Origin of the sequence: Rhodococcus sp. NPDC006774, assembly GCF_040636045.1 — a bacterium.
In the GTDB taxonomy this organism is placed as follows: Bacteria; Actinomycetota; Actinomycetes; order Mycobacteriales; family Mycobacteriaceae; genus Rhodococcoides.
In genome coordinates this window covers 261562-286387 of the sequence record NZ_JBEYIW010000001.1, presented here as the reverse complement: position 1 = coordinate 286387, position 24826 = coordinate 261562, and the positions used below count along the sequence as shown (strand labels likewise).

27 protein-coding genes are annotated in these 24826 nt (G+C 64.4%); 15 read left to right on the top strand and 12 right to left on the bottom strand.

Translation table 11 applies throughout. From position 1 onward, the window contains the following. Positions 1-17: 17 nt before the first annotated feature. On the bottom strand, positions 18-1955 hold the full coding sequence (locus ABZ677_RS01445) for a primary-amine oxidase (RefSeq protein ID WP_358366304.1): 1938 nt from the start codon (positions 1953-1955) through the stop codon (positions 18-20). Then, complete coding sequence (locus ABZ677_RS01440; protein WP_243596495.1) at positions 1952-3391, bottom strand: gamma-aminobutyraldehyde dehydrogenase; 1440 nt, start codon at positions 3389-3391, stop codon at positions 1952-1954. Before ABZ677_RS01440 ends, ABZ677_RS01445 begins: the two co-directional genes overlap by 4 nt. 159 nt (positions 3392-3550) lie before the next feature. Between ABZ677_RS01440 and ABZ677_RS01435 the strand changes: the two genes are divergently transcribed. Beyond that, complete coding sequence (locus ABZ677_RS01435; RefSeq protein WP_358366303.1) at positions 3551-4546, top strand: MBL fold metallo-hydrolase; 996 nt, start codon at positions 3551-3553, stop codon at positions 4544-4546. On the opposite strand, the gene ABZ677_RS01430 is transcribed toward ABZ677_RS01435, so the two are convergent. Further along, positions 4543-5310, bottom strand: a complete 768-nt coding sequence (locus tag ABZ677_RS01430) for an LLM class flavin-dependent oxidoreductase (protein WP_358366302.1) — start codon at positions 5308-5310, stop codon at positions 4543-4545. The two genes, ABZ677_RS01435 and ABZ677_RS01430, sit on opposite strands and share 4 nt — an antisense overlap. 17 nt (positions 5311-5327) lie before the next feature. Next, complete coding sequence (ramB, locus tag ABZ677_RS01425; protein WP_243608546.1) at positions 5328-6740, bottom strand: acetate metabolism transcriptional regulator RamB; 1413 nt, start codon at positions 6738-6740, stop codon at positions 5328-5330. 147 nt (positions 6741-6887) lie between these two features. Here ramB and ABZ677_RS01420 point away from each other — a divergent pair, with 147 nt between their 5' ends. Beyond that, positions 6888-7292 (top strand): hypothetical protein, encoded by a 405-nt coding sequence (locus tag ABZ677_RS01420; protein WP_358366301.1) that lies wholly within the window; start codon positions 6888-6890, stop codon positions 7290-7292. Positions 7293-7486: 194 nt separating this feature from the next. Here the strand turns inward: ABZ677_RS01420 and ABZ677_RS01415 are convergent, their stop codons facing one another. Beyond that, complete coding sequence (locus tag ABZ677_RS01415; protein ID WP_358366300.1) at positions 7487-8188, bottom strand: DUF559 domain-containing protein; 702 nt, start codon at positions 8186-8188, stop codon at positions 7487-7489. A gap of 743 nt (positions 8189-8931) precedes the next feature. Between ABZ677_RS01415 and aceA the strand changes: the two genes are divergently transcribed. From aceA to ABZ677_RS01395, 4 genes are all read left to right on the top strand, one after another. Next, positions 8932-10221 (top strand): isocitrate lyase, encoded by a 1290-nt coding sequence (gene aceA, locus ABZ677_RS01410; RefSeq protein WP_008713563.1) that lies wholly within the window; start codon positions 8932-8934, stop codon positions 10219-10221. 164 nt (positions 10222-10385) lie between these two features. Beyond that, positions 10386-11261 carry a 3-hydroxybutyryl-CoA dehydrogenase gene (locus ABZ677_RS01405; RefSeq protein WP_308198471.1) on the top strand — a complete coding sequence of 292 codons (876 nt, stop codon included), beginning with the start codon at positions 10386-10388 and terminating at the stop codon, positions 11259-11261. A gap of 65 nt (positions 11262-11326) precedes the next feature. Beyond that, entirely contained in the window at positions 11327-11602 is a 276-nt protein-coding gene (locus ABZ677_RS01400) for a hypothetical protein (RefSeq protein WP_243596489.1), read from the top strand. A gap of 96 nt (positions 11603-11698) precedes the next feature. After that, positions 11699-12739: an NAD(P)-dependent alcohol dehydrogenase gene (locus ABZ677_RS01395; RefSeq protein WP_358366299.1), complete on the top strand. Its 1041-nt coding sequence runs from the start codon at positions 11699-11701 to the stop codon at positions 12737-12739. 79 nt (positions 12740-12818) lie between these two features. Here the strand turns inward: ABZ677_RS01395 and ABZ677_RS01390 are convergent, their stop codons facing one another. Next, entirely contained in the window at positions 12819-13676 is an 858-nt protein-coding gene (locus ABZ677_RS01390) for a PPK2 family polyphosphate kinase (RefSeq protein ID WP_243596487.1), read from the bottom strand. Positions 13677-13709: 33 nt separating this feature from the next. On the opposite strand from ABZ677_RS01390, the gene ABZ677_RS01385 reads away from it, so the two are divergent. Further along, positions 13710-14171 carry a PPOX class F420-dependent oxidoreductase gene (locus tag ABZ677_RS01385; protein WP_358366298.1) on the top strand — a complete coding sequence of 154 codons (462 nt, stop codon included), beginning with the start codon at positions 13710-13712 and terminating at the stop codon, positions 14169-14171. Positions 14172-14195: 24 nt separating this feature from the next. Here ABZ677_RS01385 and ABZ677_RS01380 read toward each other — a convergent pair whose 3' ends face one another. Further along, positions 14196-15185, bottom strand: coding sequence for an iron-siderophore ABC transporter substrate-binding protein (locus ABZ677_RS01380; RefSeq protein ID WP_358366297.1), 990 nt, complete (start codon positions 15183-15185; stop codon positions 14196-14198). 16 nt (positions 15186-15201) lie between these two features. Beyond that, positions 15202-15747, bottom strand: a complete 546-nt coding sequence (locus ABZ677_RS01375) for a type 1 glutamine amidotransferase domain-containing protein (RefSeq protein ID WP_358366296.1) — start codon at positions 15745-15747, stop codon at positions 15202-15204. A gap of 61 nt (positions 15748-15808) precedes the next feature. Here ABZ677_RS01375 and ABZ677_RS01370 point away from each other — a divergent pair, with 61 nt between their 5' ends. After that, the gene (locus tag ABZ677_RS01370; protein ID WP_179274747.1) at positions 15809-15985 is read left to right on the top strand and encodes a hypothetical protein; all 177 of its coding nucleotides are present in this window, start codon (positions 15809-15811) and stop codon (positions 15983-15985) included. On the opposite strand, the gene ABZ677_RS01365 is transcribed toward ABZ677_RS01370, so the two are convergent. Then, a complete protein-coding gene (locus ABZ677_RS01365; protein WP_230596177.1) occupies positions 15982-16695 on the bottom strand; it encodes a TetR/AcrR family transcriptional regulator in 714 nt (237 codons plus the stop codon). The two genes, ABZ677_RS01370 and ABZ677_RS01365, sit on opposite strands and share 4 nt — an antisense overlap. 100 nt (positions 16696-16795) lie before the next feature. Here ABZ677_RS01365 and ABZ677_RS01360 point away from each other — a divergent pair, with 100 nt between their 5' ends. The 5 genes from ABZ677_RS01360 (at position 16796) to ABZ677_RS01340 (ending at position 20862) form a co-directional block, all read left to right on the top strand. Then, positions 16796-18070 carry a DUF445 family protein gene (locus ABZ677_RS01360; protein ID WP_170945910.1) on the top strand — a complete coding sequence of 425 codons (1275 nt, stop codon included), beginning with the start codon at positions 16796-16798 and terminating at the stop codon, positions 18068-18070. Positions 18071-18143: 73 nt separating this feature from the next. Further along, positions 18144-18611 carry a helix-turn-helix transcriptional regulator gene (locus tag ABZ677_RS01355; protein WP_052047273.1) on the top strand — a complete coding sequence of 156 codons (468 nt, stop codon included), beginning with the start codon at positions 18144-18146 and terminating at the stop codon, positions 18609-18611. Continuing rightward, positions 18604-19395 carry a heparin-binding hemagglutinin gene (locus ABZ677_RS01350; protein WP_094632678.1) on the top strand — a complete coding sequence of 264 codons (792 nt, stop codon included), beginning with the start codon at positions 18604-18606 and terminating at the stop codon, positions 19393-19395. The genes ABZ677_RS01355 and ABZ677_RS01350 overlap by 8 nt, the downstream gene beginning before the upstream one ends. Positions 19396-19461: 66 nt before the next feature. Next, a complete protein-coding gene (locus ABZ677_RS01345; protein ID WP_032380342.1) occupies positions 19462-19755 on the top strand; it encodes a DUF2516 family protein in 294 nt (97 codons plus the stop codon). A gap of 81 nt (positions 19756-19836) precedes the next feature. Continuing rightward, the gene (locus ABZ677_RS01340; RefSeq protein ID WP_094632679.1) at positions 19837-20862 is read left to right on the top strand and encodes an alpha/beta hydrolase; all 1026 of its coding nucleotides are present in this window, start codon (positions 19837-19839) and stop codon (positions 20860-20862) included. A gap of 15 nt (positions 20863-20877) precedes the next feature. Here the strand turns inward: ABZ677_RS01340 and purU are convergent, their stop codons facing one another. Next, positions 20878-21762 carry a formyltetrahydrofolate deformylase gene (gene purU / locus ABZ677_RS01335; protein ID WP_358366295.1) on the bottom strand — a complete coding sequence of 295 codons (885 nt, stop codon included), beginning with the start codon at positions 21760-21762 and terminating at the stop codon, positions 20878-20880. A gap of 13 nt (positions 21763-21775) precedes the next feature. Beyond that, positions 21776-22618 carry a class I SAM-dependent methyltransferase gene (locus tag ABZ677_RS01330; protein WP_358366294.1) on the bottom strand — a complete coding sequence of 281 codons (843 nt, stop codon included), beginning with the start codon at positions 22616-22618 and terminating at the stop codon, positions 21776-21778. A gap of 50 nt (positions 22619-22668) precedes the next feature. Between ABZ677_RS01330 and deoC the strand changes: the two genes are divergently transcribed. Then, positions 22669-23331, top strand: a complete 663-nt coding sequence (deoC, locus tag ABZ677_RS01325) for a deoxyribose-phosphate aldolase (protein WP_094650122.1) — start codon at positions 22669-22671, stop codon at positions 23329-23331. A 14-nt stretch (positions 23332-23345) separates the two neighbouring features. On the opposite strand, the gene ABZ677_RS01320 is transcribed toward deoC, so the two are convergent. Next, the gene (locus ABZ677_RS01320) at positions 23346-24092 is read right to left on the bottom strand and encodes a DUF2993 domain-containing protein (protein WP_052047274.1); all 747 of its coding nucleotides are present in this window, start codon (positions 24090-24092) and stop codon (positions 23346-23348) included. 110 nt (positions 24093-24202) lie between these two features. Between ABZ677_RS01320 and ABZ677_RS01315 the strand changes: the two genes are divergently transcribed. Further along, entirely contained in the window at positions 24203-24790 is a 588-nt protein-coding gene (locus ABZ677_RS01315; RefSeq protein WP_037186882.1) for a type IV toxin-antitoxin system AbiEi family antitoxin, read from the top strand. The last annotated feature ends 36 nt before the right edge of the window (positions 24791-24826 follow it).

Sequence of the window (24826 nt, the reverse complement as noted above, 5' to 3'; positions counted from 1 at the left end):
CCCTGAAGTCGGTCGAGCTAATGACAGGTGCTACCGGGATCGGTGTGGCAATGCTTCGACGCGGAGGGGGCAACGTCCAGTGACGGGTTGCGATCGAAGAAGCCGAACGGCTTCAGCCAGAACGAGACCGTGTCCGCCGGCATCACCGGCCAATCCTCCGGCCGGGTGATGTGATGGATTCCGAACGTGTACCAGACGACGACATCGGTGTTCTCGATGCTTCGATCCGCCTCGGTCCACTCCGGCAGCCCATGGTCGACGCCACTCTGGTTGACGAATTCGCCGCTGGGCCAACGTTCGTCGGGTGAGTTGGGGGTGACCCAGACGGTGTGGCCGATCACCTGGGAACGCTGGAAGATCGGCGACGCGGGATCGAACATCGATGGGATCGCCGCTCCCGGAACCAGTTTGTAGGCGGGCCGGGTGTCGAGGCCGTTGGTGACGTTGTCGTTGACGACCTTCCACGCCTTCTGCGTGTTCCAGTCGTAATCCTGCTTGCCTTGGGACTCGGTGGTCAGGGGAGTGTTGATCTGAGTGAGGGCGAGGCCGTAAGGATTGTCCGGGCCCATCGGAACCCGTTGTGTCTCACTGGCATACACGGTGTTCTCGGTGCCGTCGATGTCCAGATCGAGGCGGGCGACCAGGAAGTGCTGGTGGTACGGCGCGTAGGTGCGGTTGTCGACCAGCGTTCCGGATGGGTGAGATTGCCCGGGCGCGAAGTGGGTGACGACCATGATTCCCGTCGCGCGCACCTCGCACTCGATGTTGCCGTCCTGGTAGAACCGCCAGTAGACGAGGTACTCGTAGTTGGCGACGGTGGCGTGGAAGCTGACGGTGAGGCGGCGCATCCGACGCACCTCGGCCCCGGCGTCGTGATCGACGTGCTTCCACAGCACGGCATTGTCTTCCTCGTGGATGCAGATGGCGTTGGTGATCGTGTACGGCTCACCTTTGCTGTTGTGCAGCACCGCGTCGAGGTAGCGGATCTCGCCCAGGCAGTCGCAGCCGAGTTCGAGCGAGGTGGTCATGAAACCGAGGCCCCACTCGCCGATGTCGAACGCGGTACGCCGGTAGTGGTCCTCGGTGTGATCGCGATACGGAACGATCATCTCCGCGAACGACATTCGATTGGCGACCGACCGCACGTTCCCGTTGTCGTTGTAGCTGACTGCGTGCAGCGTCATGCCCTCGCGGTAGTTGAACCCCACGCGGAGCGACCAGTTCTGCCACGTGAGCTTGTTGCCGTCCAGCTCGAACGACGGGCCGTCCGGCTGGGTGATCTCCAGCGGCTTCAGCGGCGGCCGGCTACTGGCGTTGCGGATGCGTTCCGGAATGTGTCGGGGCACGTACTCGCCCATGATCTCCGGCCGCTCGACGCGGTACGTGTCCTCGATCTCGAGCAGTTCCATCGTGTTCACGTCGATGACGCAGTGGAAACCGCCGACCGGCCCGGCATAGGGATTGGCACCCTCCGCGGCCTTGACCCAGGTATCCGACCAGCCGAGGCGTCGACCCTTGTACTTCTCGGGCGTCACCGCCTCGCCGTACGTCCAGGTGTCCATGAACACCAGATCCAGATCGGTGATACCGCGATCGGCAAGGGCAGCAATGACATCGGGGTGGGCACGCAGGGCCGCGTCGGCCTCCTCCCACTCGTCGACGGTGAAGTTGGGCTGCACATCGGGGATGTGCGTCCACGATTCGGTGCTTCTGCTGTCCAGCGACACCACGGCTTTGAACGTGGTGTTCTCGGCGCGATTCAACACCACCGACACTGCTCGACGCGCAGGCACCGTACCGTCCGCATCGAATGCGGCTACCTCGGACTTGGGCGGTTCGATCATCTCGATCGACGCGAATCGCCACCCGTCGCCGACGCCGTGTTCACGACCCAGAACCTCGGCGACGGTGGAGAATTCGTCGCTCGACAGCGGGTCAAGGGGATGAGAGGTCACGAGATGGACTCCGTCGAGCTCATCACATGCTTGATGCGGGTGTAGTCGTCGACGCCGTAAGCCGAGAGGTCCTTGCCGTAACCGGAGTATTTGAATCCACCGTGCGGCATCTCCGCGACCAACGGGATGTGGCAGTTGACCCAGACGGCACCGAAGTCCAGGGCTGCTGAAATGCGAAGTGTGCGTGCGTGATCGGAGGTCCAGACGCTCGACGCGAGACCGAAGTCGACGTCGTTGGCCAGGGTGATCGCCTCGGCTTCGTCGGTGAACTTCTGCACCGTGAGCACCGGGCCGAACGTCTCCTCCTGCACGATGGGATCGGACTGCTGCACGCCGGTGATGATGGTGGGCTCGAAGAAGAAGCCCTTGTCTCCGATGCGCTTGCCGCCGGTCACGATGGTGGCATGCGCGCCGATACCGTCGACCTTGGAGCTCACCTGGCCGAAGTGGTTGATGTTGTTCAGTGGCCCGAGGAAGGTATCGGGGTCGTCGGGTAGGCCGACCTTCAGTGTCTTCGCCTTGGCCACAAGGGCATCGACGAGGGTGTCGTGTACCGACTCGTGTACCAGGACTCGGGTGACGGCGGTGCAGTCCTGGCCGGCGTTGAAGAATGCGGCCTCGGCGATGCCGTCGGCGGCCTTGCTGATGTCGACGTCGTCGAACACGATTGCCGGTGCCTTGCCGCCGAGTTCGAGATGCGCCCGCTTGAGCTGCTTGGCGGCGGCCACGGCCACGGCAATGCCGGCGCGGACGGATCCGGTGATCGACACCAGGCCTGGAGTCTTGTGCTCGACGATCGCGGCACCGGTGCCGCCGTTGCCGAGGACGACGTTGAGCACGCCGTCCGGAACGATGCCCTTCGACAGCTTCGCCAGCACCAGCGTGCTCTCGGGAGTGGTGTCACTGGGCTTGAGCACGACGGTGTTTCCGGCGGCCAGCGCGGGACCGATCTTCCAGATCGCCATCATGAACGGGTAGTTCCACGGGGTCACCTGGCCGACGACACCGATCGGTTCGCGTCGAACATAGGACGTGAAGCCGTCCATGTATTCGCCGGCCGACTTGCCCTCGAGCATCCGCGCCGCGCCTGCGAAGAATCGGATCTGATCCGCACCGACCGTCACTTCCTCGGCGGCGATGGTGGCCTTGGGCTGACCGGTGTTGCGGCTCTGCGCCTCGACGATCTCGTCGCTGTGCGCCTCGATGGCGTCGGCCAGCTTCAGCAGAACCTTCTGTCGCTCACCCGGTGTCGTCTTGCCCCAGGTCTCGAATGCGCTGGCAGCGGCCGACATTGCGGCCTCGACGTCGGCGGCGTCGGAGATGGGGGAGTGGGCGACAATCGACTCGTCCACCGGATTCACCACATCGAGCATCTCGGTGCCCGAGGGCGTCACGAACGCCCCGTCGATGTAGTTCTGCAGGACAGGCACCGTCATCTCTGAACCCCTAGCGTCGACAGTTTCGGTTCTGCAAAGCCTGCACCTACGGGCGAGACTTCGCCACCCGACAAGTCGTCCAATACCTGGGTCTCGATCAGGACGAAATGTCGGTCTATCTCGGACGCGAACCAGCTGCTGACCGGCTAGCCTGTGGCGGTGGCAGACACAGAGGTGGGATACCGACAGATCGCCGACGACACCTGGGCTTTCATGCGGCCGCCCGGCAGCTGGGGACAGACCAACACCGGATTGATCGTGGGGCCCGGTTCCGCGTCGATGCTGATCGACACCGTGTGGGATGTGAACTGGGCGCAGCGGGTCGCCGTCGACACCGCCGAATTGGTTGCCGACGCGCCGATCACCGAGGTGCTCAATACTCACTCGGACGGCGATCACTGGTGGGGAAACGACACCGTCCCCGCCACCGCTCGTATCACCACCAGCGCTGCGTCGCTGCACGCCATGAAAGAGGAGACACCACCGAAAGGTGTGAACGCGTTCGCCTCCTTCGGTGAGAAGGTCGGATGGGTGCCGGGACCGATCGGTGCAATGGGCTCCTACATGAACCGAGTCCGCGGCAACGCCACCTTCCCCACGACGCTGCCGCGATTGCCCGATCACACCTTCGAGACCACCGACACCATCGACGTAGCAGGGCGATCCGTGCACCTGCGCTACCTGGGCCCGGCGCACACCGAGGGCGATCTCATCGCCCACCTCCCCGATGTCGGAGTGGTGTTCGCCGGCGACCTGCTGTTCATCGACGCCACCCCGGTGCTCTGGCACGGCCCGTTGCAGAACTGGATCGACGCCCTCGACCACCTTCTCGAACTCGACGCCTCCGTCTACGTCCCGGGCCACGGACCCCTGTGCGGCACCGACGAGATCCGCGCAGTCCGCAATTACTGGACCTGGGTGTCCGAGGCCGGACGCACGTGCTTCGACGCCGGACTCGACTCCACCGAGGCCGCCCTCAATCTGCTGAAGTCACCCGAATTCGGTCGGTATGCACACTGGGACTCACCGGAACGACTGATCCTGAGCATGAGCACGCTCTACCGCCTGTGGCGAGGGGAGCCCGCTGCGCCACCCACGCTGACGCGTCGAGCACGGGCGTTCGCGGACGCAGGACGCTTCCTGCGAGAGCGCTAGGCGAACCGCTGCGTCGACGACGCCGCCTGTGCGAACAGGGTGGACAGATCGAGTCGGTCTGCGGCGGGTTCGAGCACGACGGTGGTAGCGCCGGCATCGATCCAGCGTTGCAGGTTGCCGGGGTCGGCATCGGAATCGGACGCTACGGCCACGTAGACGACGATCTCGTGTCCCGGCCCACCGTCGATCTGTTCGATTGCCGTTCGCACCTGATCCGGTGACGTCTCGCTCGTGAGAATGGTGCCCGCGCTCGTGCGGCCGCTGAGGGCCAGAGTTTTCGGTCCGGTCGCCCCGACGAGCAGCGGAAAGGCCTGCGTTGGAGGCCAATTCAGCTGCACATTGTCGAGTGAAACATACCGGCCCTGCACGGTGACGCTCTCGCCTGCCAACAGCGCGGTGAGCGCCGCCATCTGTTCGTCGAGCAATGTCAGAGGCGATTGCACTCGCGCGCCGATCTGGCCCATCCACGACTGCACCCCGTGTCCGAGCCCGACGCGCAGCCGTCCCGGATGAACTCGGGCCGCTGCTGCGATCTCCATGGCTGTGGCTGCCACGTTCCGCATCGGAGTGGGCAACACCCCGACGCCGACGTTCACGCGATCGGTGCTCGCGAGAACCAGTGCAGCAGTGGACATTCCACCGGAGAAGAAGCAGTCTTCCCACAACCACACCTCGTCGACGCCAGCGCGGTCGGCCGCACGTGCTGCTTCGACTATTGCCTCCGGCGGAACCTCGGGTCGAAGTACGACGCCGATTCGCGTCATTGCAGATCTCCTTCTTCTCAGCGAACGAGGTACGGGGACACCGAACTTCGGTGCTCGTCTATGTCGAGGTCCTTCCCCAGTGGCGGAAAGGCACGTTGCGGGCAGTTCGAGCGTTCGCAGACCCGGCAACCGGCACCGATCGGCGTCGCAGCGGCCGAGCCCTGTACGTCCAGTCCGTCGGCATACACCAGACGTCCGGCGTGGCGGAGTTCGCAACCGAGGCCGATGGCGAAGGTCTTGCCGGGCTGTCCGTAACGCGCGGCCCGACGCTCCACTGTGCGTGCGATCCACAGGTAGTTGCGGCCGTCGGGCATCTCGGCGATCTGTGTCATGATCTTGCCGGGATAGGCGAAAGTCTCGTACACATTCCACAGAGGGCAGGTACCGCCGCTCGACGAGAAGTGAAAGCCGGTGGCGGACTGCCTTTTCGACATATTTCCTGCGCGGTCGACTCGGACGAACGAGAACGGGACGCCCCGCAGCTCGGGTCTCTGCAGGGTGGAGAGCCGATGGCAGACCGTCTCGTAACTGACCGAGAAGAAGGCCGAGAGTCGCTCGATGTCGTAGCGAAAATCCTCGGCAACATCGTGGAAATGGTGATACGGCAACACCGTCGCGGCAGCGAAGTAGTTCGCGAATCCGAGAACCGCCAATTTCTTCGACGACTCGCTCGTGAAGTTTCCCTCGTCGGCCATCTTGTTCAGCAGATCTCCGCATTCGAGGTAGGCCAGTTCGGCCGCGTACCGGAATACCTTCTGCCCACCGGACAGATGTGGTGAAATCTCCAACACTCGCGACTGCGGGTCGAAACGGTGCAACACGTTCTCGCCGAGGTCGATCCGGTTGACGATCTGGACATCGTGCACCGTCCGGAGCCGCTTGGCGATCTCGCCGCCCAGGTCGGCGCGATGGAATCGGATTCTCGAGGTCAGTGCCTCCGCCGCGGTATCCAGATCGTGCAAATAATTCTGTCGCTGATAGAAGTAGTCGCGCACTTCTTCGTGTGGCTTGCTGATCGAACCACTGCCACTGCCGTCGGAGAAGCGGTCCTCGGTTGCGGCCAGAAGCTGAGCTGTCGTATTGCGGTATCGGCGGTGCATGTTGACCATCGCTCGCGCCAACTGCGGGTGCGAACTGACCATCTGCGCAATTTCGTGCGCATCGGCGTCGATACCCATGTCCTGGTCGAGGGCGACCTCGCGCATCTCGGCGACCAGCCTGGTGTCGTCCTCCGAGGAGAAGAACGAGGTGTCTACGCCGAAAACCTCCGAGATGCGCAGCAGCACCGGAACTGTCAACGGGCGCACGTCGTGCTCGATCTGGTTGAGATAGCTGGCCGAGATGCCCAGCTTCTGCGCCAGCGACACCTGACTCATGCTGCGTTCGCTGCGCAACTGCCGAAGCCGCACGCCGACGAAAGTCTTGGACACAGAGTCAGGCTACGCCTGCGAAGAATTGGCTTAACACAGTTGGCAGATAGCTGCTGGATCACAATGCGGTGCTGTTCGGGAACATTAGCCGAGGTAAAGGCGTATACCGGTATACGAGCTATTCACCACGCACCACGAGGAGCGGTCATGTCCAACCGTCAGCGCACATCCGAAATCGTCAGGGACGTCGTCGTGTTCGTCACGGGAGCCGTGCTCGTCGCTTCCACCGTCTGGCTTCCCGTCCAGGGGGACCAGGAGGTCACCGGAGCCATCCTGGTGCTCGGCATCCTCGCTGCGTCGTCTGCGCTCTGGGCCATCGGATCCGCGTCCAGGCAGAGCCACTGGACCCACGTGGGTCTCGGTCTGTTGCTCGCGGTCTCGCCCGCACTGATGGTGTTCCCGTCCGGCCTGCTGGCCGCGGACCTGTTCGCCATTATCGGCGGACTCGTGATCGCCGCCATGGGCGCGCTCGGGGTGCTGGCCTCGCGCCGGGCACCGGTCACCTCTCAGGTGGTTGCGGCCAGTGACGAGCGCGGCGGCGTTCGTATCTGAGATTTCCTGCAACTGGTGCTCCACTCCCGTGGGCGCGTGCGATGAACCTCGTGCGCGGGCGCGGGAGTGGAGCATTGTGTGCACTCATCGCCGAGTCGGCTACTGCGACCGGCCTGGTGCAACAGGTGCTCCACTCGATGCGGCAGAACCGCTGGATCCCGCTTACGAGCACGGGAGTGGAGCATTGTGTGCAGTCATCGCCTCGATTCCCGACGTCGTCGGATCACCGACGCAATCTCTCCGGCGATGACGTCCGGTGCGGCCAGTACGTCGAATGCCGAGTAGCGCAGCACCAGCCAGCGATCGAGCACCAGCGCGTTCTGCCTGCGCCGATCCTTGCTGAATACCCCGGCTGCACTGTGGAATTCGCGTCCGTCCACTTCGATGATCGTTCGGCTGCGACGGTCGACGAGGTCGCAGATGTACGGACCGACCGCCGCATTTATCTCCAGGTACAGCCCGATCCGGTGCAGCGCCCGTCCCAGTGACCGCTCCGGTTCCGAGGCGAACCTGGTCACTGCCAGCCGAACTTGGCGAGCCAACTCTGCGTTGCCGCGTCGACCCGGGAATCGTTCGAGCAGGCGGAGCAACGACGCGGGGTCGAGTCCGAACTTCAGGCGTTCGTCGATCAGCAACTCGGCCTCGTCGCGGGGAGTACCGCCAGGCAATCGAGAATCGTCTGTGCGGGCGTGGTGCACGGCAGGGTCTCGACCTCGTCGACGAGCCTGGAATCGAGTGTCCGACGGTGTAGCCGAAGCCATGGCGGTGGCCGCAATCTCGCCGAGCTGGGGACCGTGGCGTCGAGGGTTGTCGGTTCGGTCGTCCAGCCCCGTAAGTAGGCGGCCGACCGGTGACTGAGCACGGCGTCCGGTCGCCACAGCGAAACGGCCCGACACCGATCCATCGTCGACGGTTCCCCGCGCATGTGGACCGTCGGCAGAACACGGGTGAAGTGACGCGAGACGGTGCTGGGGTGGAGTCCGGAGGCCAGGAGCTGCTGGAGGGTGGCGGGTCTGGGAGTGGAGCCTGCGGAATGACCTGTGGGTCTGGGAGTGGAGCCTGCGGAATGACCTGTGGGTCTGGGAGTGGAGCCTGCGTCGGGTGTCATGGGTGCAGTGTCGGGGAGCGCTGGGGTGGCGTCGGTGGGCCGACCTGGGGGAATGGAATGCCCTGTGGATAGCTGCGTGTCTGTGGATGAGTGCACGTTGCGCTCCATTCGGAGGCGTCGAGCCGGGGATCCCCGCGGAAGTGGCGTCGAGTGGCGCAACCCGTAAGTGTTCACATTCTGGGATAGAGGTAGTGTGATGTCCGTCACGTCGAACCCGGGTTCTGACTCGATTCAGACGTGCCGTTCAAACCGTACAAGCGTCCTGTATGAGTTTTTGTTCATTGCGTTCATCAACTGGGGATTCATCGCTACTGACGAGTAACCGCGCCGTCCGATCGGAGAGGTTTGTCGCGGCCGAAAATTTGCAAAGTTAGCAAGCGTGCAGGGAAAGCTAGCCAAGATTGGCACTAACAACTGGTAGACGCCTGTTTTCCGTTGTGCCATTGTTTTGGAGTACACCAGAAGGGCCTGGCAACGATGTGAAGATTCGTCTCGAGGCAGGCCGAGAAGCAGAAGAGACTGGAGCTGAAGATGTCGACCACCGGCACCCCGAAGACCACCGCCGAGATTCAGCAGGATTGGGACACCAACCCGCGCTGGAAGGGCGTCACCCGTAACTTCACCGCGCAGCAGGTCTCCGACCTCCAGGGCACCGTCGTCGAAGAGGCGACACTCGCTCGCCGCGGCAGCGAGGTCCTGTGGGACCTCGTGAACAACGAGGACTACATCAACTCGCTCGGTGCCCTCACCGGCAACCAGGCCGTGCAGCAGATTCGCGCCGGCCTCCAGGCGATCTACCTCTCCGGCTGGCAGGTCGCAGGCGACGCCAACCTCTCGGGCCACACGTACCCGGACCAGAGCCTCTACCCGGCCAACTCGGTGCCGTCGGTCGTCCGTCGCATCAACAACGCACTCCTGCGCGCCGACGAGATCGCCAAGATCGAGGGCGACACGTCCGTCAAGAACTGGGTTGCACCGATCGTCGCCGACGCCGAAGCCGGCTTCGGTGGCGCACTGAACGCCTACGAGCTGCAGAAGGCCATGATCGTGGCCGGCGCCGCAGGCGTGCACTGGGAGGATCAGCTTGCATCGGAGAAGAAGTGCGGCCACCTCGGCGGCAAGGTTCTCATCCCGACCCAGCAGCACATCCGCACCCTGACCTCGGCGCGGCTCGCGTCCGACGTCGCCGACGTCCCGTCGGTCATCATCGCTCGCACCGACGCCGAGGCAGCCACGCTGATCACCTCCGACGTCGACGAGCGCGACCGTGAGTTCCTGGACGGAACCCGTACCGCAGAAGGTTTCTTCGGCGTCAAGAACGGCATCGAGCCCTGCATCGCTCGCGCCAAGGCCTACGCCCCGTACGCCGACCTCATCTGGATGGAGACCGGCGTGCCGGATCTCGAGGTCGCCAAGAAGTTCTCCGAGTCGGTTCGCAGCGAGTTCCCGGACCAGCTGCTCGCCTACAACTGCTCGCCTTCGTTCAACTGGAAGGCACACCTGGACGACGCGACCATCGCCAAGTTCCAGAAGGAACTCGGAGCCATGGGCTTCAAGTTCCAGTTCATCACCCTCGCAGGCTTCCACTCGCTCAACTACGGCATGTTCGACCTGGCACACGGCTACGCCCGCGAAGGCATGACCGCGTTCGTCGACCTGCAGGAGCGCGAGTTCAAGGCTGCCGAAGAGCGCGGCTTCACCGCCATCAAGCACCAGCGTGAGGTTGGTGCAGGCTACTTCGACCGCATCGCCACCACCGTCGACCCCAACACCTCGACGGCTGCACTGAAGGGCTCCACCGAAGAAGGCCAGTTCCACTGAGCTAGCCCGCCTCCCCGGACCTCTAGCGCACTAGTCAGGCGGCCCCAGCGTTTCGCTGCGGGCCGCCTGATCTGTATCGCGAAGGTCTTGGGCGTGCCCCGGAAGAGTTACCCTCATCTCGCTTTAATCTGTTGTGCCGCAACATCAATGACTAGGAGCCTCCTGTGACGGTCGAGAGGGTGGGGATCGTCGGAGCGGGACAGATGGGGGCGGGAATCGCGGAGGTCTGCGCCCGCGCACACGTCGATGTGTTGGTCTACGAGCAGACCCGCGAACTGACCGCGGCCGGCCGCAATCGCATCCTCCGATCACTGGACCGCGGCGTCAGCAGCGGCAAGATCACCGAACGCGAACGAGAGAACGCGGCGTGCAGGCTCCGCTTCACCTTCGATCTGGCCGACTTCGCCGATCGCCAACTCGTCGTCGAAGCAGTGCTCGAGGACGAGAAGATCAAGACGGATATCTTCACCGAGCTCGACGCGGTCGTGACCGACCCCGGCGCCGTACTCGCCTCGAACACCTCCTCCATTCCCATCACGACGCTCGGATCCGCTACGACGTCTCCGAACCGAATCGTCGGACTGCATTTCTTCAACCCGGTACCGGTGCTGCCACTCGTCGAGCTCGTCACCACCGATGCGACCTCCGAGACGGTCGCCGACCGCGCCGAGCGATTCGCAGGCGACGTTCTCGGCAAGCAGGTGGTGCGGTCGGCCGACCGCTCGGGATTTGTCGTCAACGCGCTGCTCGTGCCGTATCTGCTCTCCGCGATTCGCATGGTCGAATCCGGATTCGCCACCAAGGAAGATGTCGACAAAGCGACCGTGTTGGGACTGGCGCACCCGATGGGCCCGCTCGCGCTCGCCGATCTGATCGGTCTGGACACCGTGAAAGCCATTGCAGATTCCATGTACTCGGAATTCGCGGAACCGTTGTTCGCGCCGCCGCCGCTGCTGCTGCAGATGGTCGGGGCCGGGCAAGTGGGCAAGAAGACCGGAATCGGGTTCTATCGCTACGAGAACGGCCGGGTCGCAAAGTAACCGCCGTCTCGTAGCGCTATTGTCGTTTTGCCAGTTCAACCACTTCGATCGCAGGGAGCGTGTCAGTGAGCAAGTCCAAGAAGTCGAACGGTCTGGTACCCAAGGCATTCGGAATCGGGTTGGCCGCCACCGGCGCCGCCCATTTCGTGGTACCCGAGGCCTTCGAAGGAATCACCAAGCTCCCGTTCCCTACGGACACTCGAACGTGGATCAGCCGCAACGGAGCCACCGAATTGGCCGTCGGCGCGGCCATCGCGTACCCCAAGACTCGCAAGATCGGACTGATCGGTCTGGCGGCGTATGTTGGATGGCTCGGCGTGAATATCGCCAAGAACGGCTGAAGTTAGTGTTGCGAACGACTCGTTTGAAATAGGAATAGCCTGGTCGGGGCGGTAGCTGTGTTGCGCTTACACAGATGCGTAGGTAGCAATGTAGTCATGACTTCAGCTACCGCTTACCAGGCCACTGCTCCGGACGCCCCGCTCCAGAAGGCGACGATCGAGCGGCGCGCCGTCGGACCGAACGACATCCTCATCGACGTGAAGTTCGCGGGCATCTGCCACTCCGACATCCACACCGCCCGCAACGAATGGGGCGGCACCTCGTACCCCGTGGTTCCCGGACACGAGATCGCCGGCATCGTTGCCGAGGTCGGCTCCGAGGTGACCAGCCGCAAGGTCGGCGACCGCGTTGGCGTCGGCTGCTTCGTCGACTCCTGTGGCGAGTGTGAGGCGTGCAAGGACGGCGACGAGCAGTACTGCACCAAGGGCGTCGTCCAGACCTACAACTCGAAGACCTACGAGGGTGAGTTCACCAACGGTGGATACTCCACCCAGATCGTCGTCACGGAGAAGTTCGTGCTCGGCATCCCCGAGGGCATCGAGCTCGATGTCGCGGCACCGCTGCTGTGCGCAGGCATCACGCTGTACTCGCCGCTCAAGCACTGGGGAGCGGGCCCCGACAAGAAGGTCGCCATCATCGGAATGGGCGGACTCGGACACATCGGCGTCAAGATCGCTCACGCCATGGGTGCGCATGTCACCGTGCTGAGCCAGACCGATGCCAAGGAGGCAGACGGTAAGGCCTACGGTGCCGACGAGTACTACGCCACCAAGGACACCACCGCGCTCAAGGATCTCCAGGGCAAGTTCGACCTGATCCTCAACACCGTCTCGGCCAACCTGCCCATGGGCAAGTACCTGGGACTGTTGGCCCGTAACGGCACCCTCGTCGAGCTCGGTGTTCCCGAAAAGCCCCTCGAGGTGCCTGCATTCAATCTGCTGGCCAACCGCCGCTCGTTCGCGGGCTCGATGGTCGGCGGCATCGCCGAGACCCAGGAAATGCTGGACTTCTGCGCCGAGCACCACATCGGTGCCGAGATCGAGGTCATCCCGGCCGAGAAGATCAACGAGGCATACGACCGCGTCGTCAAGTCCGACGTGCGCTACCGCTTCGTGATCGACGCAGCCACGCTGTAACTGTCTCGTTGTACGCGTGAATGGTCCATTGACCTGCCCAGACGGGGGTCAATGGACCATTCACGCCTTCGAAGGGGGTTCAGCTCTCGGCCAGCCGCTTCTTCTCGTGCTCGACGTCGAAATCTGCTGCAGGCCAGTCGAGATCGAGCTTCTCGAGGGCGTCGATGAGAATTTCCGTGACAGCAAGTCTGCTGTACCACTTACGGTCGGACGGAACGACGTACCACGGTGCGTGGTCGGTATCCGTACGATCCAGGACCCGCTGATACGCCTCCCGGTACTGCGGTAGGAAGCCACGCTCGGTCACATCGCCCGGGTTGTACTTCCAGTGCTTGTCCGGTCGATCGAGCCGCTCCTGCAACCGCTTCTTCTGCTCGTCCGCCGACACGAACAAGGCCACCTTGACGACGACCGTGTCCTCGTCGACCAATTCCTTCTCGAAGGCGTTGATCTCGTCGAATCGCTTCTCCCACACCTGCCGCGGCACCAGATCGTGGACCGCGACGACGAGCACGTCTTCGTAGTGGGACCGATCGAACACCCCGATTCGGCCGGCCCGCGGAAGTGCGTTGCGGATGCGCCACAGATAGTGGTGCTGCTTCTCTTTCTGGGTCGGCACCCCGAACGAGGCGAGGTCGACACCCTGCGGATCGACCATCCCGATGACGTGTTTGACCATGCCGCCCTTGCCCGCGGTGTCCATGCCCTGCAACACCAGCAGGACCGACTTGGTGCCGCCTGCGCGCCCGTGGGCATAGAGCTTTTCCTGGAGCGCCGCAAGTACTGCACCGCGCTGCTCGAGGACGTCGTTGCCGTGTGCTTTCGCGCCGTCGAATCCCGGAGTTGCCGTGAAATCGATGTCCTCCACACGGGGAGATGCGCCGGCGCGCAGCACATCGACGGGCGAGAGCGTCCACAGTTTCGACTTGTCGGCCATAGGCGAGAAGACTACTTCTCTACCATGGGATTCATGGCTCCTACCATCGCAAAAGCAGAAACCGTGTCGCGTGAGGAATTGCTCGAATTCGTCTCCCCGCGGCACCATCACACCCTGATCACCCGCAAGCGCGACGACGGCCTGCAGGTCTCTCCGGTCTCGGCCGGGGTGGACTCGGAAGGCCGCATCGTCATCGCCACCTACCCCGAGCGCGCGAAGGTGCACAACATCCGCCGCAATTCCGCCGTCACGGTGCTGGTACACAGTGACGACTGGAACGGCGACTACGTGCAGGTCGACGGGACGGCCGAGATCATCGATCTGCCCGACGCCGTCGAGCCGCTGGTGGAGTACTTCCGCAGCATCGCCGGCGAGCACTCGGACTGGGACGAGTACCGCGCGGCGATGGTGAAGCAGGGAAAGTCGTTGATACGCATCGTGATCGACACCTGGGGACCGATCGCCGCGGGTGGATTTCCGCCGGCAAGAGTGTGACAAGCCCGCCCGGAAGAGTGTGATCTAGCCCTTCAGCGGTGCTGCGAACAGTGGCACCGCGTTTTCCAGTGCGTATCGGGTACCGGCCACCGAGGCGGCCGAGAATGCGTTGGACAAGTCGAGGTCACCGAGAACTACGATGCGTCCGTCGCGTGCCGACGGCAGGCCCTGGATCGACGGGTTCTCGGTGATCACCTCGGGTCCGGTGCCGATGGGGAACATGACGGTGAGGTCGGCGTCGAGGGCAGCGACGTTCTCTTCGGAGAGTTCGATGCTGAACGCTCCCGGCTCGGCGAGGTTCTGGATGGCCGGGGTGTTCGTCATGCCGAGTGATTCGAGGAAGTCGACGCGGGTGTCGCCGCGCACGTAGGCACCGATCTGTCCGCTGTAGAGCGTGCCGACGGCGACGGTCTTGTCGGCGAACTCCGGGTTGGCCGCGATCGTGTCGTCGATCAGTGCCTGGGTGTCGTCGACGAGCTTCGTGCCCTCGTCGACCTTTCCGAGCGCCTCGGCGACGATCTCGGTCTGGCCGTCCCACGTGGTGCCGTAGGCGACGTCGGTTCCCGGTGGTGCCGCGACGGTGGGTGCGATGTCGGACAGCTGGTCGTAGACCGCCTCGTCGTTGGTGCTACGCGTCCAGAGAATCAGGTCCGGGGCCAGAGCGGCAACCGATTCCAAGTCGACGTCGAAGGTGCCGACGATCGTGGGGTCGGTGTCGTAGGACTCGTCGACCCACGGCCCCAAGCCGTTTCCACCGACGCCGAGCCAGTCGCTGGCCCCGACCGGTTCCACACCGAGGGCCAGCGCGGTCTCTGCGTCCGACCAACCGAGCGCCACCACGCGTTGGGGGTCTGCCGGAACTTCGACGTCACCGAACATGTCGGTGACCACGACACTACCGGCCTCGGAGGGGTCGGTGGCGTCGCCGTCAGAGGCGTCGGAACTGCATGCGGTGAGGGCGAGGGCAAGGGTGAGGACTGCCGCAGGCAGAGCCACCGAACGAGAGATGCGCATAGGGCACGCTAACCTATCAAGCGCGGAAATGCTCCACGATCTTCGCGCAGAAGGCCGGCAGGTCGTCCGGGTTGCGGCTCGAGACCAGGTTCCCGTCGACGACCACTTCCTCGTCGACGACCGTGCCACCCGCATTGCGGATGTCGGTGCGGATGCTCGGGTAGGACGTCAACGTCCGGCCCTTCACGACGTCGGCCTCGACGAGGGTCCAGGCTCCGTGGCAGATGACGCCGACGGGCTTGCGGGCCTGCACGAATGCGCGGACGAACTCGACCGCGTCCGCGTCGACACGAAGTTGGTCGGGGTTGGTGGTTCCGCCGGGCAGGATCAGGGCGTCGAAGTCGTCCGCAGACACGTCGGCGACGACGCGGTCGACCGTGAAGGTGTCGGCGGCATTGACGTCGCTCTCCATCGCTTGGATGTCGCCATGGTCGAGTGCGACCAATGTGACTGTGGCTCCGGCATTTTCGACGGCTTCGCGAGGCTGAACCAGCTCGACTTGCTCGACCCCGTCGGTGGCGAGAATGGCGACGCGGCGTCCGGTCAAGGTTTCGGTAGTCATACCGTTCGAATGTCCGACGGGGCCGGATCCCAAACCGACGAGCGATGGTACGAATGGACCCATGAGCGAATCACCCATCGAAACTCCGGCCGAGGATCGCGCCCTGCAGAACCTGCCCATCGTGGACGAGCCCGACGAGCCGAGCGCGGATGAGCTGCCCATCGAGGCCGACGCCAGGGACGTGCTGGATCAACGAGCAGAAGTACCCCTGGACGACGACGGGTACGACGAGCGCTAAGGCGTGTTCGGCTCTTCGTCGACCAGAGGATGCGGCTGCGACTTGAACTTCGCGGGGGAGCCGTCGGCCATGGCGACCCCGTGGATTCCGCCCCACATCATCATGCAGAGATAGTCGATCAGATCGTCGGCGGACATCGACTTGTTGGAGATCCACCAGTGCGTGGCCAACTGAACCGCACCGACGATGGCGAAGGCCCACGGCACCGAGCCACCGGAATCCATCTCGCGTTGCCGCAGGCGTTCACCCAACACGGTGGAGAGCAACTCGGCGATCATTCGCTCGGACTCGGCAACCACGTCGCGGTTGTTGCCGGCGTTGTTCGCCATGACGTACAGGTACACCTCGGGATCGGTGGCCACCGTCTCGACGTACGCGGTCACCACGACGCGAGTGAGCTCGTACTCGTCGAGCTCGTGTGAGATCGCAGCGTAGATGCGAGGTGCGAGAGTCGTCTCGACGTACCGCGACATCGTCGCGCTCGTCAGGTCGTTCTTGTCGGTGAAGTAGCGGTAGAGCACCGTCTTGGAAATACCGATCTCCGACGCGATCTCGTCCATCCCGATTTCGCGGCCTCGCAACCGGATCGCGGCCAACGTGCCGTCGACGAGCTCTTCGCGGCGCGCGATCTTGTGCTCACGCCACCGACGCTTTCGGCCGTCCGGCTTCTCGACCTTCGGCTTGTCCTCGCTCGGCTCGGACTCGTTCAGCTTTGCCTCCGTCGTATTTCTCGCCACAACCCCACCCTATGCGCCTTGTCCGACACCATTGCAGGCTGCGTCCGGTTGATCTGCCACATTTCTGGGCACAATGTCGGTTGTGCAGCTCATGAACTTCGACGACGAGACCAAACGTCGCGACCTCCGCAAGATGAAAACAGTCGCGACGGGCTTTCTCGTTTTCGCATCGATCGTCTATCTCTTCTGCCGATGGCAGGAGTCGACGGGCGCAGGTGCCTGGGTCGGCTACGTCCGAGCGGCGTCGGAGGCGGGCATGGTGGGCGCACTCGCCGACTGGTTCGCGGTGACGGCACTGTTCAAGCACCCGCTGGGTATCCCGATTCCGCACACGGCTCTGATCAAGAAGAAGAAGGACCAGCTGGGCGCGAGCCTGAGTTCGTTCGTCGGCAGCAATTTCCTTGCGCCCGAGGTGGTGTCCGAGAAGGTCGCGTCGGCGCAGGTTCCACTGCGATTGGGTACCTGGCTCGCCCAGCCCGACAACGCCGAACGCGTCGCGGCCGAGGCGGCGACCGTGTTGCACGGCGTCGTCGACGTACTCAACGACGAGGACATCACCGCCGTCATCGACAGCACCATCGTGCGTCGACTCGCCGATCCGCAGTGGGGTCCGCCGATCGGCCGCATCCTCGACGAGTTGCTCCGCGAGAACCGTCAGCTGCCATTGATCGACATGCTCGCCGAGCGCGCTCACCAGTGGGCGCTCGGCAGCCAGGAGATGATCGATCGCGTCGTCGCGAGGGATTCCCCGAACTGGTCGCCGAAGTTCGTCGACACTCTGCTGGGGGAGAAGGTCTACAAGGAACTCGTCGAGTTCACCTGGAAGATTCGCTCCAACCCCGAGCACGACGTCCGTCAGGCCGCGAACAAGTTCCTCATCGACTACGCCAACGACCTGCAGCACGATCCGGTGACCATCGAGAAGGCCGAGAAGCTCAAGGCACAGATCATGGGACGCGAGGAGATCACCGGCCTCGCTGCGGCGACGTGGAAGGTGGCCAAGCGGCTGATCACCGAGTCGGTGGACGATCCGACGAGCACGCTGCGCACCAAGATCAAGGAGAACACCGCCAACCTCGGCGTCCGTCTGCGCGACGACGAGGACCTGCGCGCCAAGGTCGACGGTTGGCTCCTCGGTGGCGCGAGCTACATCGCCGCGAACTACGCCGACGAGATCACCACGATCATCGGCGACACCGTCGCGCGCTGGGACGCCGAGGAAGCGAGCAAGAAGATCGAACTGCAGGTGGGACGCGATCTGCAGTTCATCCGCATCAACGGAACCGTCGTCGGTTCCATCGCCGGTCTTGCCATCTACACGATCTCGGATCTGATCTTCGGGCACTAGTGCTAGCAGAGTGCTTGCAATAGTTAGCACCCTTCGGTACCGTCCAGTAGGACACCGAAAACAGGAGGCCGAGATGGCCGATGACGAGGGGGATCTGGTCGCAAAGGCGACCGAGGCGACGCAGGTCGTCGCCGAGGCGGGGGATCTTGTTGCCGCAGTCGTCACGACTGCAGCACAGGACATAGGCAGCTACATCCGATCGCAACGGGAAGCCGCGCAGGTATCGATGCGGCAACTCGCCAGTCGGGCAGGAGTGAGCAACCCCTACCTCAGCCAGATCGAACGCGGACTGCGCAATCCGTCCGCCGAAGTGCTAGCGCAGATAGCCAAGGGTCTGCGCGTCTCCTCGGAGGTGCTGTACGTCCGGGCCGGGATCTTGGAAGCGCGTCCCCACGGTCCGGTGCGCGAAGCTCTGCTCGGCGATGAGCACATCACCGAACGGCAGAAGCAAGTGCTGATCGAGATCTACGACTCGTTCTGTCGTGAGAACGAGTCGACGCAGGAGCCCGAACCCGACGAACAGGAGACACCCGATGTCTGATTCCAAGAACTTCGAGAACGTCAAGACCCCCATCTTCGCAGCCGTCGGTGCAGGCGACGCCGTCGTGCAGGCAGTAGCGGACGTCGTCGCTCAGGTGCGCTCGCGCGCCGAGAGCCGTACCAGCGAGGTCAACGCCCGCATCGCCGACATCTCCGAGGACGTCACCGAAGGTGTCGAGAGCCTGCGCGAGCGCCTCGCGAACCTGCCCGCAGAGCTTCCCGACGAGATCGCCGAACTCCGCGAGCGCTTCACCCCCGAAGAGCTCCGCAAGGTGGCCGAGGCATACCTCAAGGTCGCCTCCGACCTCTACACCTCGCTCGCCGAGCGCGGCGAGGAGACCGTCGAGCGCATCCGCCGCACCCCGGCCGTCGAAGAAGGCCTCGAGCGCGCCAACACCGCTGCCAACGACGTCGTCGACCTCACCGAGCAGGCCCTCGGAACCGTCGCCTCGCAGACCCGCGCAGTCGGCGAGCGCGCCGCTGCCCTGGCCGGCCTCGCGTCGGACAAGGTTCGTGAAGGTGCCGAGGAAATCTCCGAGGCCGCCGACGAGCTCGCCGAGAACATCGACGAAGCAGGCGACGAGGCCAAGGACAAGGCCGTCGAGGCTTCCGACAAGGTGAGCGGCGTGGCAGGCAAGGTCGAGGCCAAGACCCGCAGCAGCGCGAACTCGCCGATCAAGAAGCCTGCTCCGGCACCCGCGAAGAAGACGGCACCGGCACCGGCTGCCAAGAAGACCGCGCCGGCTCCGGCCAAGAAGGCTCCGGCGAAGAAGACCACTCGCTAAAGCAATCGTAAAGAAAACGACCCCTGCGCCGCGCGGTGCGGGGGTCGTTTCTCGTACACTGGCCGCGTGAGCATCGCCGGCAGCTTCAGCTACTACATCCTGACCTTTCTGCAGATCCTCGGAGTGGTAGGCGCAGGATTCGCGATCTTCCATGCACTGCGTCAGCGCGCCGACGCCTTTCCTGCCGTGGACAAGCTCACCAAGAACGCTTGGCTGGCCATTCTTTTCGTGGGTCTGCTCCTTATCCTGGTCTCCGGAGTGATCGGATTCCTGGGCATCATCGGTGTCGTCGCCGTGTGCGTGTACCTCGTCGACGTGCGACCGAAGATCGACAGCATTCAACGCGGACCCCGCTGGTAGGCAGCCGCATCGACGCTCACGAGATCGTGGGCGTACCGTCTACCGCACCCGCCAGGGGGTCGAGGTAGAGGGGAATTTTCTGTGGTTTCACGCAAGGTAGTCGAACGTGTGCTGTTCGGAATCGGCGGCGCGGCCGCGGCGGCCTCCGTCGGTGCATTCGTCGTCCGGCGGCGTCGCCTGCATTCGTTCACCAGGACGACCGATGTTCGGCCCGACGAGCTTCTGAAGCACCCCACGATCGAGCCGCTCGTCACCGAGGTGGTCACCGACGACGGTGCGCACCTGCACGTTCGCAGCTACGGTGACGCCGATGCCGAACCGATCGTCTTCAGCCACGGCTGGACCTGCTCGGCCGACTACTGGTTTCCGCAGATCAATGCCCTCGCCGGCCGCTACCGCGTCATTGCCTACGACCAGCGTGGCCACGGCCGCAGCGACGTGGGAACGCGACCGCTGAGCCCCGACGTGCTGGCCGACGATCTCGCCGCCATCCTCTCCGCCACCGTCGCCGAGGACAACAAGGCCGTTCTGGTGGGCCACAGCATGGGCGGCATGTCGATCATGGCGTGGGCCGGGAACTATCCCGAGCAGGTCGATCGACTCGTCAGTGCCGTGCTGCTCGCCAGCACCGCGACCGACTCGCTCGTACGCGAAACCACCGTCATCCCACTGCCGCAACGCTTCCCGCGCGTCCCGACCCCCGTGGGGAAGGCCGTGCTCAGCTCGGCACTTCCGCTGCGCCCGTCACCGGTGGTGCGCCAAGCCATCAAATACATCTCCATGGCACCCAGTGCTACTGCCGCCGAGGTGGCGTTCTGCGAGAAGATCGTGCTCGAATGCGCGCCGCGCACCCGCGGCATCTGGGGTGCGGCACTCACGGACCTCGACATCCACGAAGCGCTCGAGAACATGTCCGTCCCCACCAGCGTGCTCGTCGGATCGGCCGACCGATTGACCCCGCCCGTGCACGCTCGCAAACTCGCCCGCGCCCTGGACGATCACGACCACCTGAGCCGACTGATCGTGATCCCGGGCATCGGACACATGAGTTCCGTCGAGGCAATCGACGAATTCAACGCCGAAGTGGTTCGGCTCCGGAACCTGTGATCGTTCGGGTCCCGCCTAGCTGAACACCACGGTCTTGCGGCCGTGCACCAGGACACGATCCTCCAGGTGCCACCGCAGGCCGCGGGAGAGCACCAGCTTCTCGATGTCGCGGCCCTGACGCACCATGTCGGCCACCTCGTCGGAATGGTCGACGCGGATGACGTCCTGCTCGATGATCGGACCCGCGTCGAGCTCGGCCGTCACGTAGTGGCACGTCGCCCCGATCAGTTTCACGCCCCGCGCGAATGCCTGGTGGTACGGACGTGCGCCGACGAACGACGGCAGGAAGCTGTGATGGATGTTGATGGCCCGGCCCGCCCAGTGTGAGCACAGCGACTCGGGGAGAACCTGCATGAACCGTGCCAGCACCACCGCGTGTGGGTCGTAGGAATCGACCAGCGATCGCACTTCCTCGAAAGCAGGCCCGCGCTCGGAGGGTTCCTTCGCGAACTCGACATGATGGAACGGGGTGCCGTGCGCGGCGGCGATCGGCTCGAGCGACTTGTGGTTGCCGATCACCGCGGAGATCTGAGCGGGCAGCTCGCCGCCCGCTGCGCGGCCGAGGAGGTCGTGCAAGCAGTGTGCTTCCTTGCTGACGAGCAGGACCACGCGCTTGGGTTCACCCGAATCGTGAAGTGTCCATTCGGTTTCCGGGCCGAGCTCGGCGGCGACCACGGCGAAACGGGTGCGTAGCTCCTCGATGGTCATGTCCACGGACGACGCGCGTACGGCCTGCCGGGTGAAGAACCAGCCGGTGTCGGGATCGGCGTGATAGGCGGCCTCGACGATCCATCCACCGACCTCGGCGAGGAAGGTCGAGATGCGGGCGACGATGCCCGTCTTGTCGGGGCAACCGAGCGACAGGACGTAGCGGCGATCCTCGGATACGGAAGAACTCATACCGCCGATTGTCTCAGGGCGTCCGTACCCCGGTTGCCACCAGTGTCCCGAGATCGATCGAATCGATTCCGCGCTCGGTCAGCAGCGCAGTGAACTCGGCACGGATCTGCGTCCGGGTCCCATCGTCGAACGGTGTCAGCGCGCCCCGCATCGCGCTGCCCAGCACGAGATCCCACACGAACGACTCCGTTGCGGGAACGTGGTTGGACAGCTCCACGACCTCGACATCGGTGGTGCCGGCCGCGGTGAGCCATGCGGACAGAAGATCCGCCGTCTCCATTCGACGGATCGGGTGCTTGTCGTACCCGTCCTGCGCGAGTGGCCCGTCGTGCTCGTTCGGCGGCGAGTGCGCACCGATCACCTCGAAGTACGTGCTCGCGAACGCCTCGATCGCACCCTTGCGCCACACTGTCACCCCGACGCGACCGCCCGGACGAACCAGAGACACCAGACGAGCGAAGTCCCCCTCGGGATCGGGCAGAAAAAAGATGCCGTACGAGCAGGCCAGCGCGTCGTATCCGGCATCGGGAACCGTCGACGGCGGCTCCCACTCGGTGGCGTCGGCGAGAACGAAGTCGATGTTGCGCAGGGCGCGATCGGTGGCTTTCACGCGGCCCACCTCCAACAGGTCGTCGGCGAGATCGATGGCATGCACGAGACCGTCCGGGCCCACCGCCGCGGCCGCAGGAACGGCCGACGCCCCGGTGCCGGAACAGACGTCGAGAACCGCGTCGCCGGTGGCCAATCGGAGTGCGAAAACGAGAGACTGCCCGGCCGGGCCCCACACCTGCGGCGTCAGGCCGTCGAACTCCCTGCTGGTGGCGTTGAAGGTGGCTGCGAGCGACGCTGCGGTCATGACCGAAAATCGTAGACCGACAGGGTTACGAATGGCAGAGCTGTGAAAAGCTGGACCGCATGACACTCACCCGCGCCGCCCTCGCCGGAATGGTCGACCACACCCTGCTCAAGCCCGAAGCCACCCAGGCCGACGTGGCCGCCCTCATCGAGGAAGGCCGCGAGCTCGGAGTGCTCGCCGTGTGCGTATCGCCGTCGATGCTGCCGATTCGCGCCGAGGGAATGCTCACCGCCGTTGTCGCCGGATTCCCGTCGGGCAAGCATCATTCGCTGATCAAGGGATCCGAGGCCAGGCTCGCGGTGCAGCAGGGTGCCGACGAGGTCGACATGGTGATCGACGTCGGCGCGGCCATCGCGGGGGACTACAACGCGGTGTTGGCCGACATCGTCACCGTCCGCGAAGGGATCGCCGGAAGCGCCGTCCTCAAGGTCATCATCGAATCTGCAGCGCTGTCCGACGACGCGATCGTCGAGGTGTGCCGCGCCGCCGAGAAGGCCGGTGCCGACTTCGTCAAGACGTCCACCGGATTCCACCCCGCCGGCGGAGCGAGCGTCGAAGCCGTGCGATTGATGGCAGAGACCGTCGGCGGTCGACTGGGCGTCAAGGCCAGCGGCGGCATCCGCACCACGGACGCCGCCCTGGCCATGATCGACGCGGGCGCAACACGATTGGGACTCTCGGGCACCCGCGCGGTGCTGGACGGATTGAGCTAGAGCGACTGCGTGGATTACGCGACGAGCGAGCAACCCTCGGGAGTCGGCTGATTCTGATCCTGCTGGGTCACCGGAATCGTGTACTGCCCGCCTTCGAGCGTGAGCTCGATGCCGCTGTCGGTGACGGTCAGCGACGTCGGAGCCATGTCCAGCGGGTAGGCCTGCAGGCTGTCGGTCAGCACGCCGACGACGGAGTCGACCAGATCGGTGGGAATGCCGAGACCCAGGATCGACGCGTCGACGGTCTGGAAGTCGACCCTGCCGTCCACGACCTGCGGCTTGACGGTGAGGTTCGCCAGAGCACCGACGGCGAAGTCGAGGGTGCCCGCCGATGCATCCGAGGTGACGCCGGAGACGATCGCGCCGATGCCCTGGCTCTGCAGGGTGCGGGTGATGCCGTCGGTCGACCACGAGATGTCGGCGCTCGAGCTGCCGATGGTGCCGCCGGAGTCGGCGGTCTGCGTCAGATTCAGATCCCGTGCCTCGGCCTGGACGACCATGCCCTCGGCGGGTCCGAAGCGCGCGTCGTTGCTGTCGACGGTCACCGAGGAGACCTTCTTGTCCACCAGCGAGAGCAGGACCGGCTTGAGGCCGAGACCGACCTCGACCTGGCTGCCGAGCTCGGATTCGAGCTGTCCGGCGAGACAGGATTTGATCTGCTGACGCACGAACAACTCGCCACCGATGACGGCGACGAGGAGGACGACAACGACGGAGACTGCGATCAGCGGTGCGGTGCTGCGCCTTGCTGTGGATGACATTCCTGGCAGTCTTCCCGATGATTCTGAGCAAGCTCTGTGAAACTCGCCGAACCTGTGCTCTCGGTACGAAACTTTGTGACCTGTAACACATTGTGACGTAGGCTTGCGTCATGAGTACGACAGGACCGAGCGTGCACGAGTTGCACTCGTTGGCCACTCGTCAGGACGGCTATTTCACGGCCGAGCAGGCCGGCGAACTCGGCTTCGATTCTGCGATGGTGCGCGTCAATCTGGCCACGAACACGTGGACTCGCGTCGAGCGCAACCTGTTCCGACTCGGCCAGTGGCCACGCAGCGAACTCGAAGTGTTCGCCATGTGGTGCGCCTGGTTCGGCGGTGAGGCCGTGATCTCGCACCAGAGCGCGGCGGAGCTACACGGATTCGGGCACCTGCACCCGCAATTCGTACACGTCTGCGCATTCGGCGACCTTCGACTGACCGACACCAGGCTGGCGGTTCATCGCCTACGACTCGAGCCACGGGACGTCGAGTCTGCAGGCACGTTCAACCTCACCACGCCGGTGCGTACGGTGCTCGACCTCGCCGCTGGTGGCATCTCCCAGATCACCCTCGACGAGGTGGTGTGCGACGCCGTCGCGATCGGTCGCGTCGACCCGCAGACGCTGTACTCCGAGGCGGGAAGCAGCACCGACCGAGTGGCCGAACGCGTCGAGCTGGCATTGTCTGCTTGCACGTAGCCGCGGGATCGGGTGCAGCCAGCCGCGCTGAGCGCG

Excerpts from the sequence above, each read along its gene's own strand:
- ABZ677_RS01440 (WP_243596495.1), bottom strand. The coding sequence starts at position 3,391 with ATGACGGTGCCTGTCCTGCAGAACTACATCGACGGGGCGTTCGTGACG.
- ABZ677_RS01430 (WP_358366302.1), bottom strand. The coding sequence starts at position 5,310 with ATGACGCGAATCGGCGTCGTACTTCGACCCGAGGTTCCGCCGGAGGCA.
- ABZ677_RS01420 (WP_358366301.1), top strand. The coding sequence starts at position 6,888 with ATGTCCAACCGTCAGCGCACATCCGAAATCGTCAGGGACGTCGTCGTG.
- aceA (WP_008713563.1), top strand. The coding sequence starts at position 8,932 with ATGTCGACCACCGGCACCCCGAAGACCACCGCCGAGATTCAGCAGGAT.
- ABZ677_RS01395 (WP_358366299.1), top strand. The coding sequence starts at position 11,699 with ATGACTTCAGCTACCGCTTACCAGGCCACTGCTCCGGACGCCCCGCTC.
- ABZ677_RS01390 (WP_243596487.1), bottom strand. The coding sequence starts at position 13,676 with ATGGCCGACAAGTCGAAACTGTGGACGCTCTCGCCCGTCGATGTGCTG.
- ABZ677_RS01385 (WP_358366298.1), top strand. The coding sequence starts at position 13,710 with ATGGCTCCTACCATCGCAAAAGCAGAAACCGTGTCGCGTGAGGAATTG.
- ABZ677_RS01380 (WP_358366297.1), bottom strand. The coding sequence starts at position 15,185 with ATGCGCATCTCTCGTTCGGTGGCTCTGCCTGCGGCAGTCCTCACCCTT.
- ABZ677_RS01375 (WP_358366296.1), bottom strand. The coding sequence starts at position 15,747 with ATGACTACCGAAACCTTGACCGGACGCCGCGTCGCCATTCTCGCCACC.
- ABZ677_RS01370 (WP_179274747.1), top strand. The coding sequence starts at position 15,809 with ATGAGCGAATCACCCATCGAAACTCCGGCCGAGGATCGCGCCCTGCAG.
- ABZ677_RS01360 (WP_170945910.1), top strand. The coding sequence starts at position 16,796 with ATGTCGGTTGTGCAGCTCATGAACTTCGACGACGAGACCAAACGTCGC.
- ABZ677_RS01355 (WP_052047273.1), top strand. The coding sequence starts at position 18,144 with ATGGCCGATGACGAGGGGGATCTGGTCGCAAAGGCGACCGAGGCGACG.
- ABZ677_RS01350 (WP_094632678.1), top strand. The coding sequence starts at position 18,604 with ATGTCTGATTCCAAGAACTTCGAGAACGTCAAGACCCCCATCTTCGCA.
- purU (WP_358366295.1), bottom strand. The coding sequence starts at position 21,762 with ATGAGTTCTTCCGTATCCGAGGATCGCCGCTACGTCCTGTCGCTCGGT.
- ABZ677_RS01330 (WP_358366294.1), bottom strand. The coding sequence starts at position 22,618 with ATGACCGCAGCGTCGCTCGCAGCCACCTTCAACGCCACCAGCAGGGAG.
- ABZ677_RS01320 (WP_052047274.1), bottom strand. The coding sequence starts at position 24,092 with ATGTCATCCACAGCAAGGCGCAGCACCGCACCGCTGATCGCAGTCTCC.
- ABZ677_RS01315 (WP_037186882.1), top strand. The coding sequence starts at position 24,203 with ATGAGTACGACAGGACCGAGCGTGCACGAGTTGCACTCGTTGGCCACT.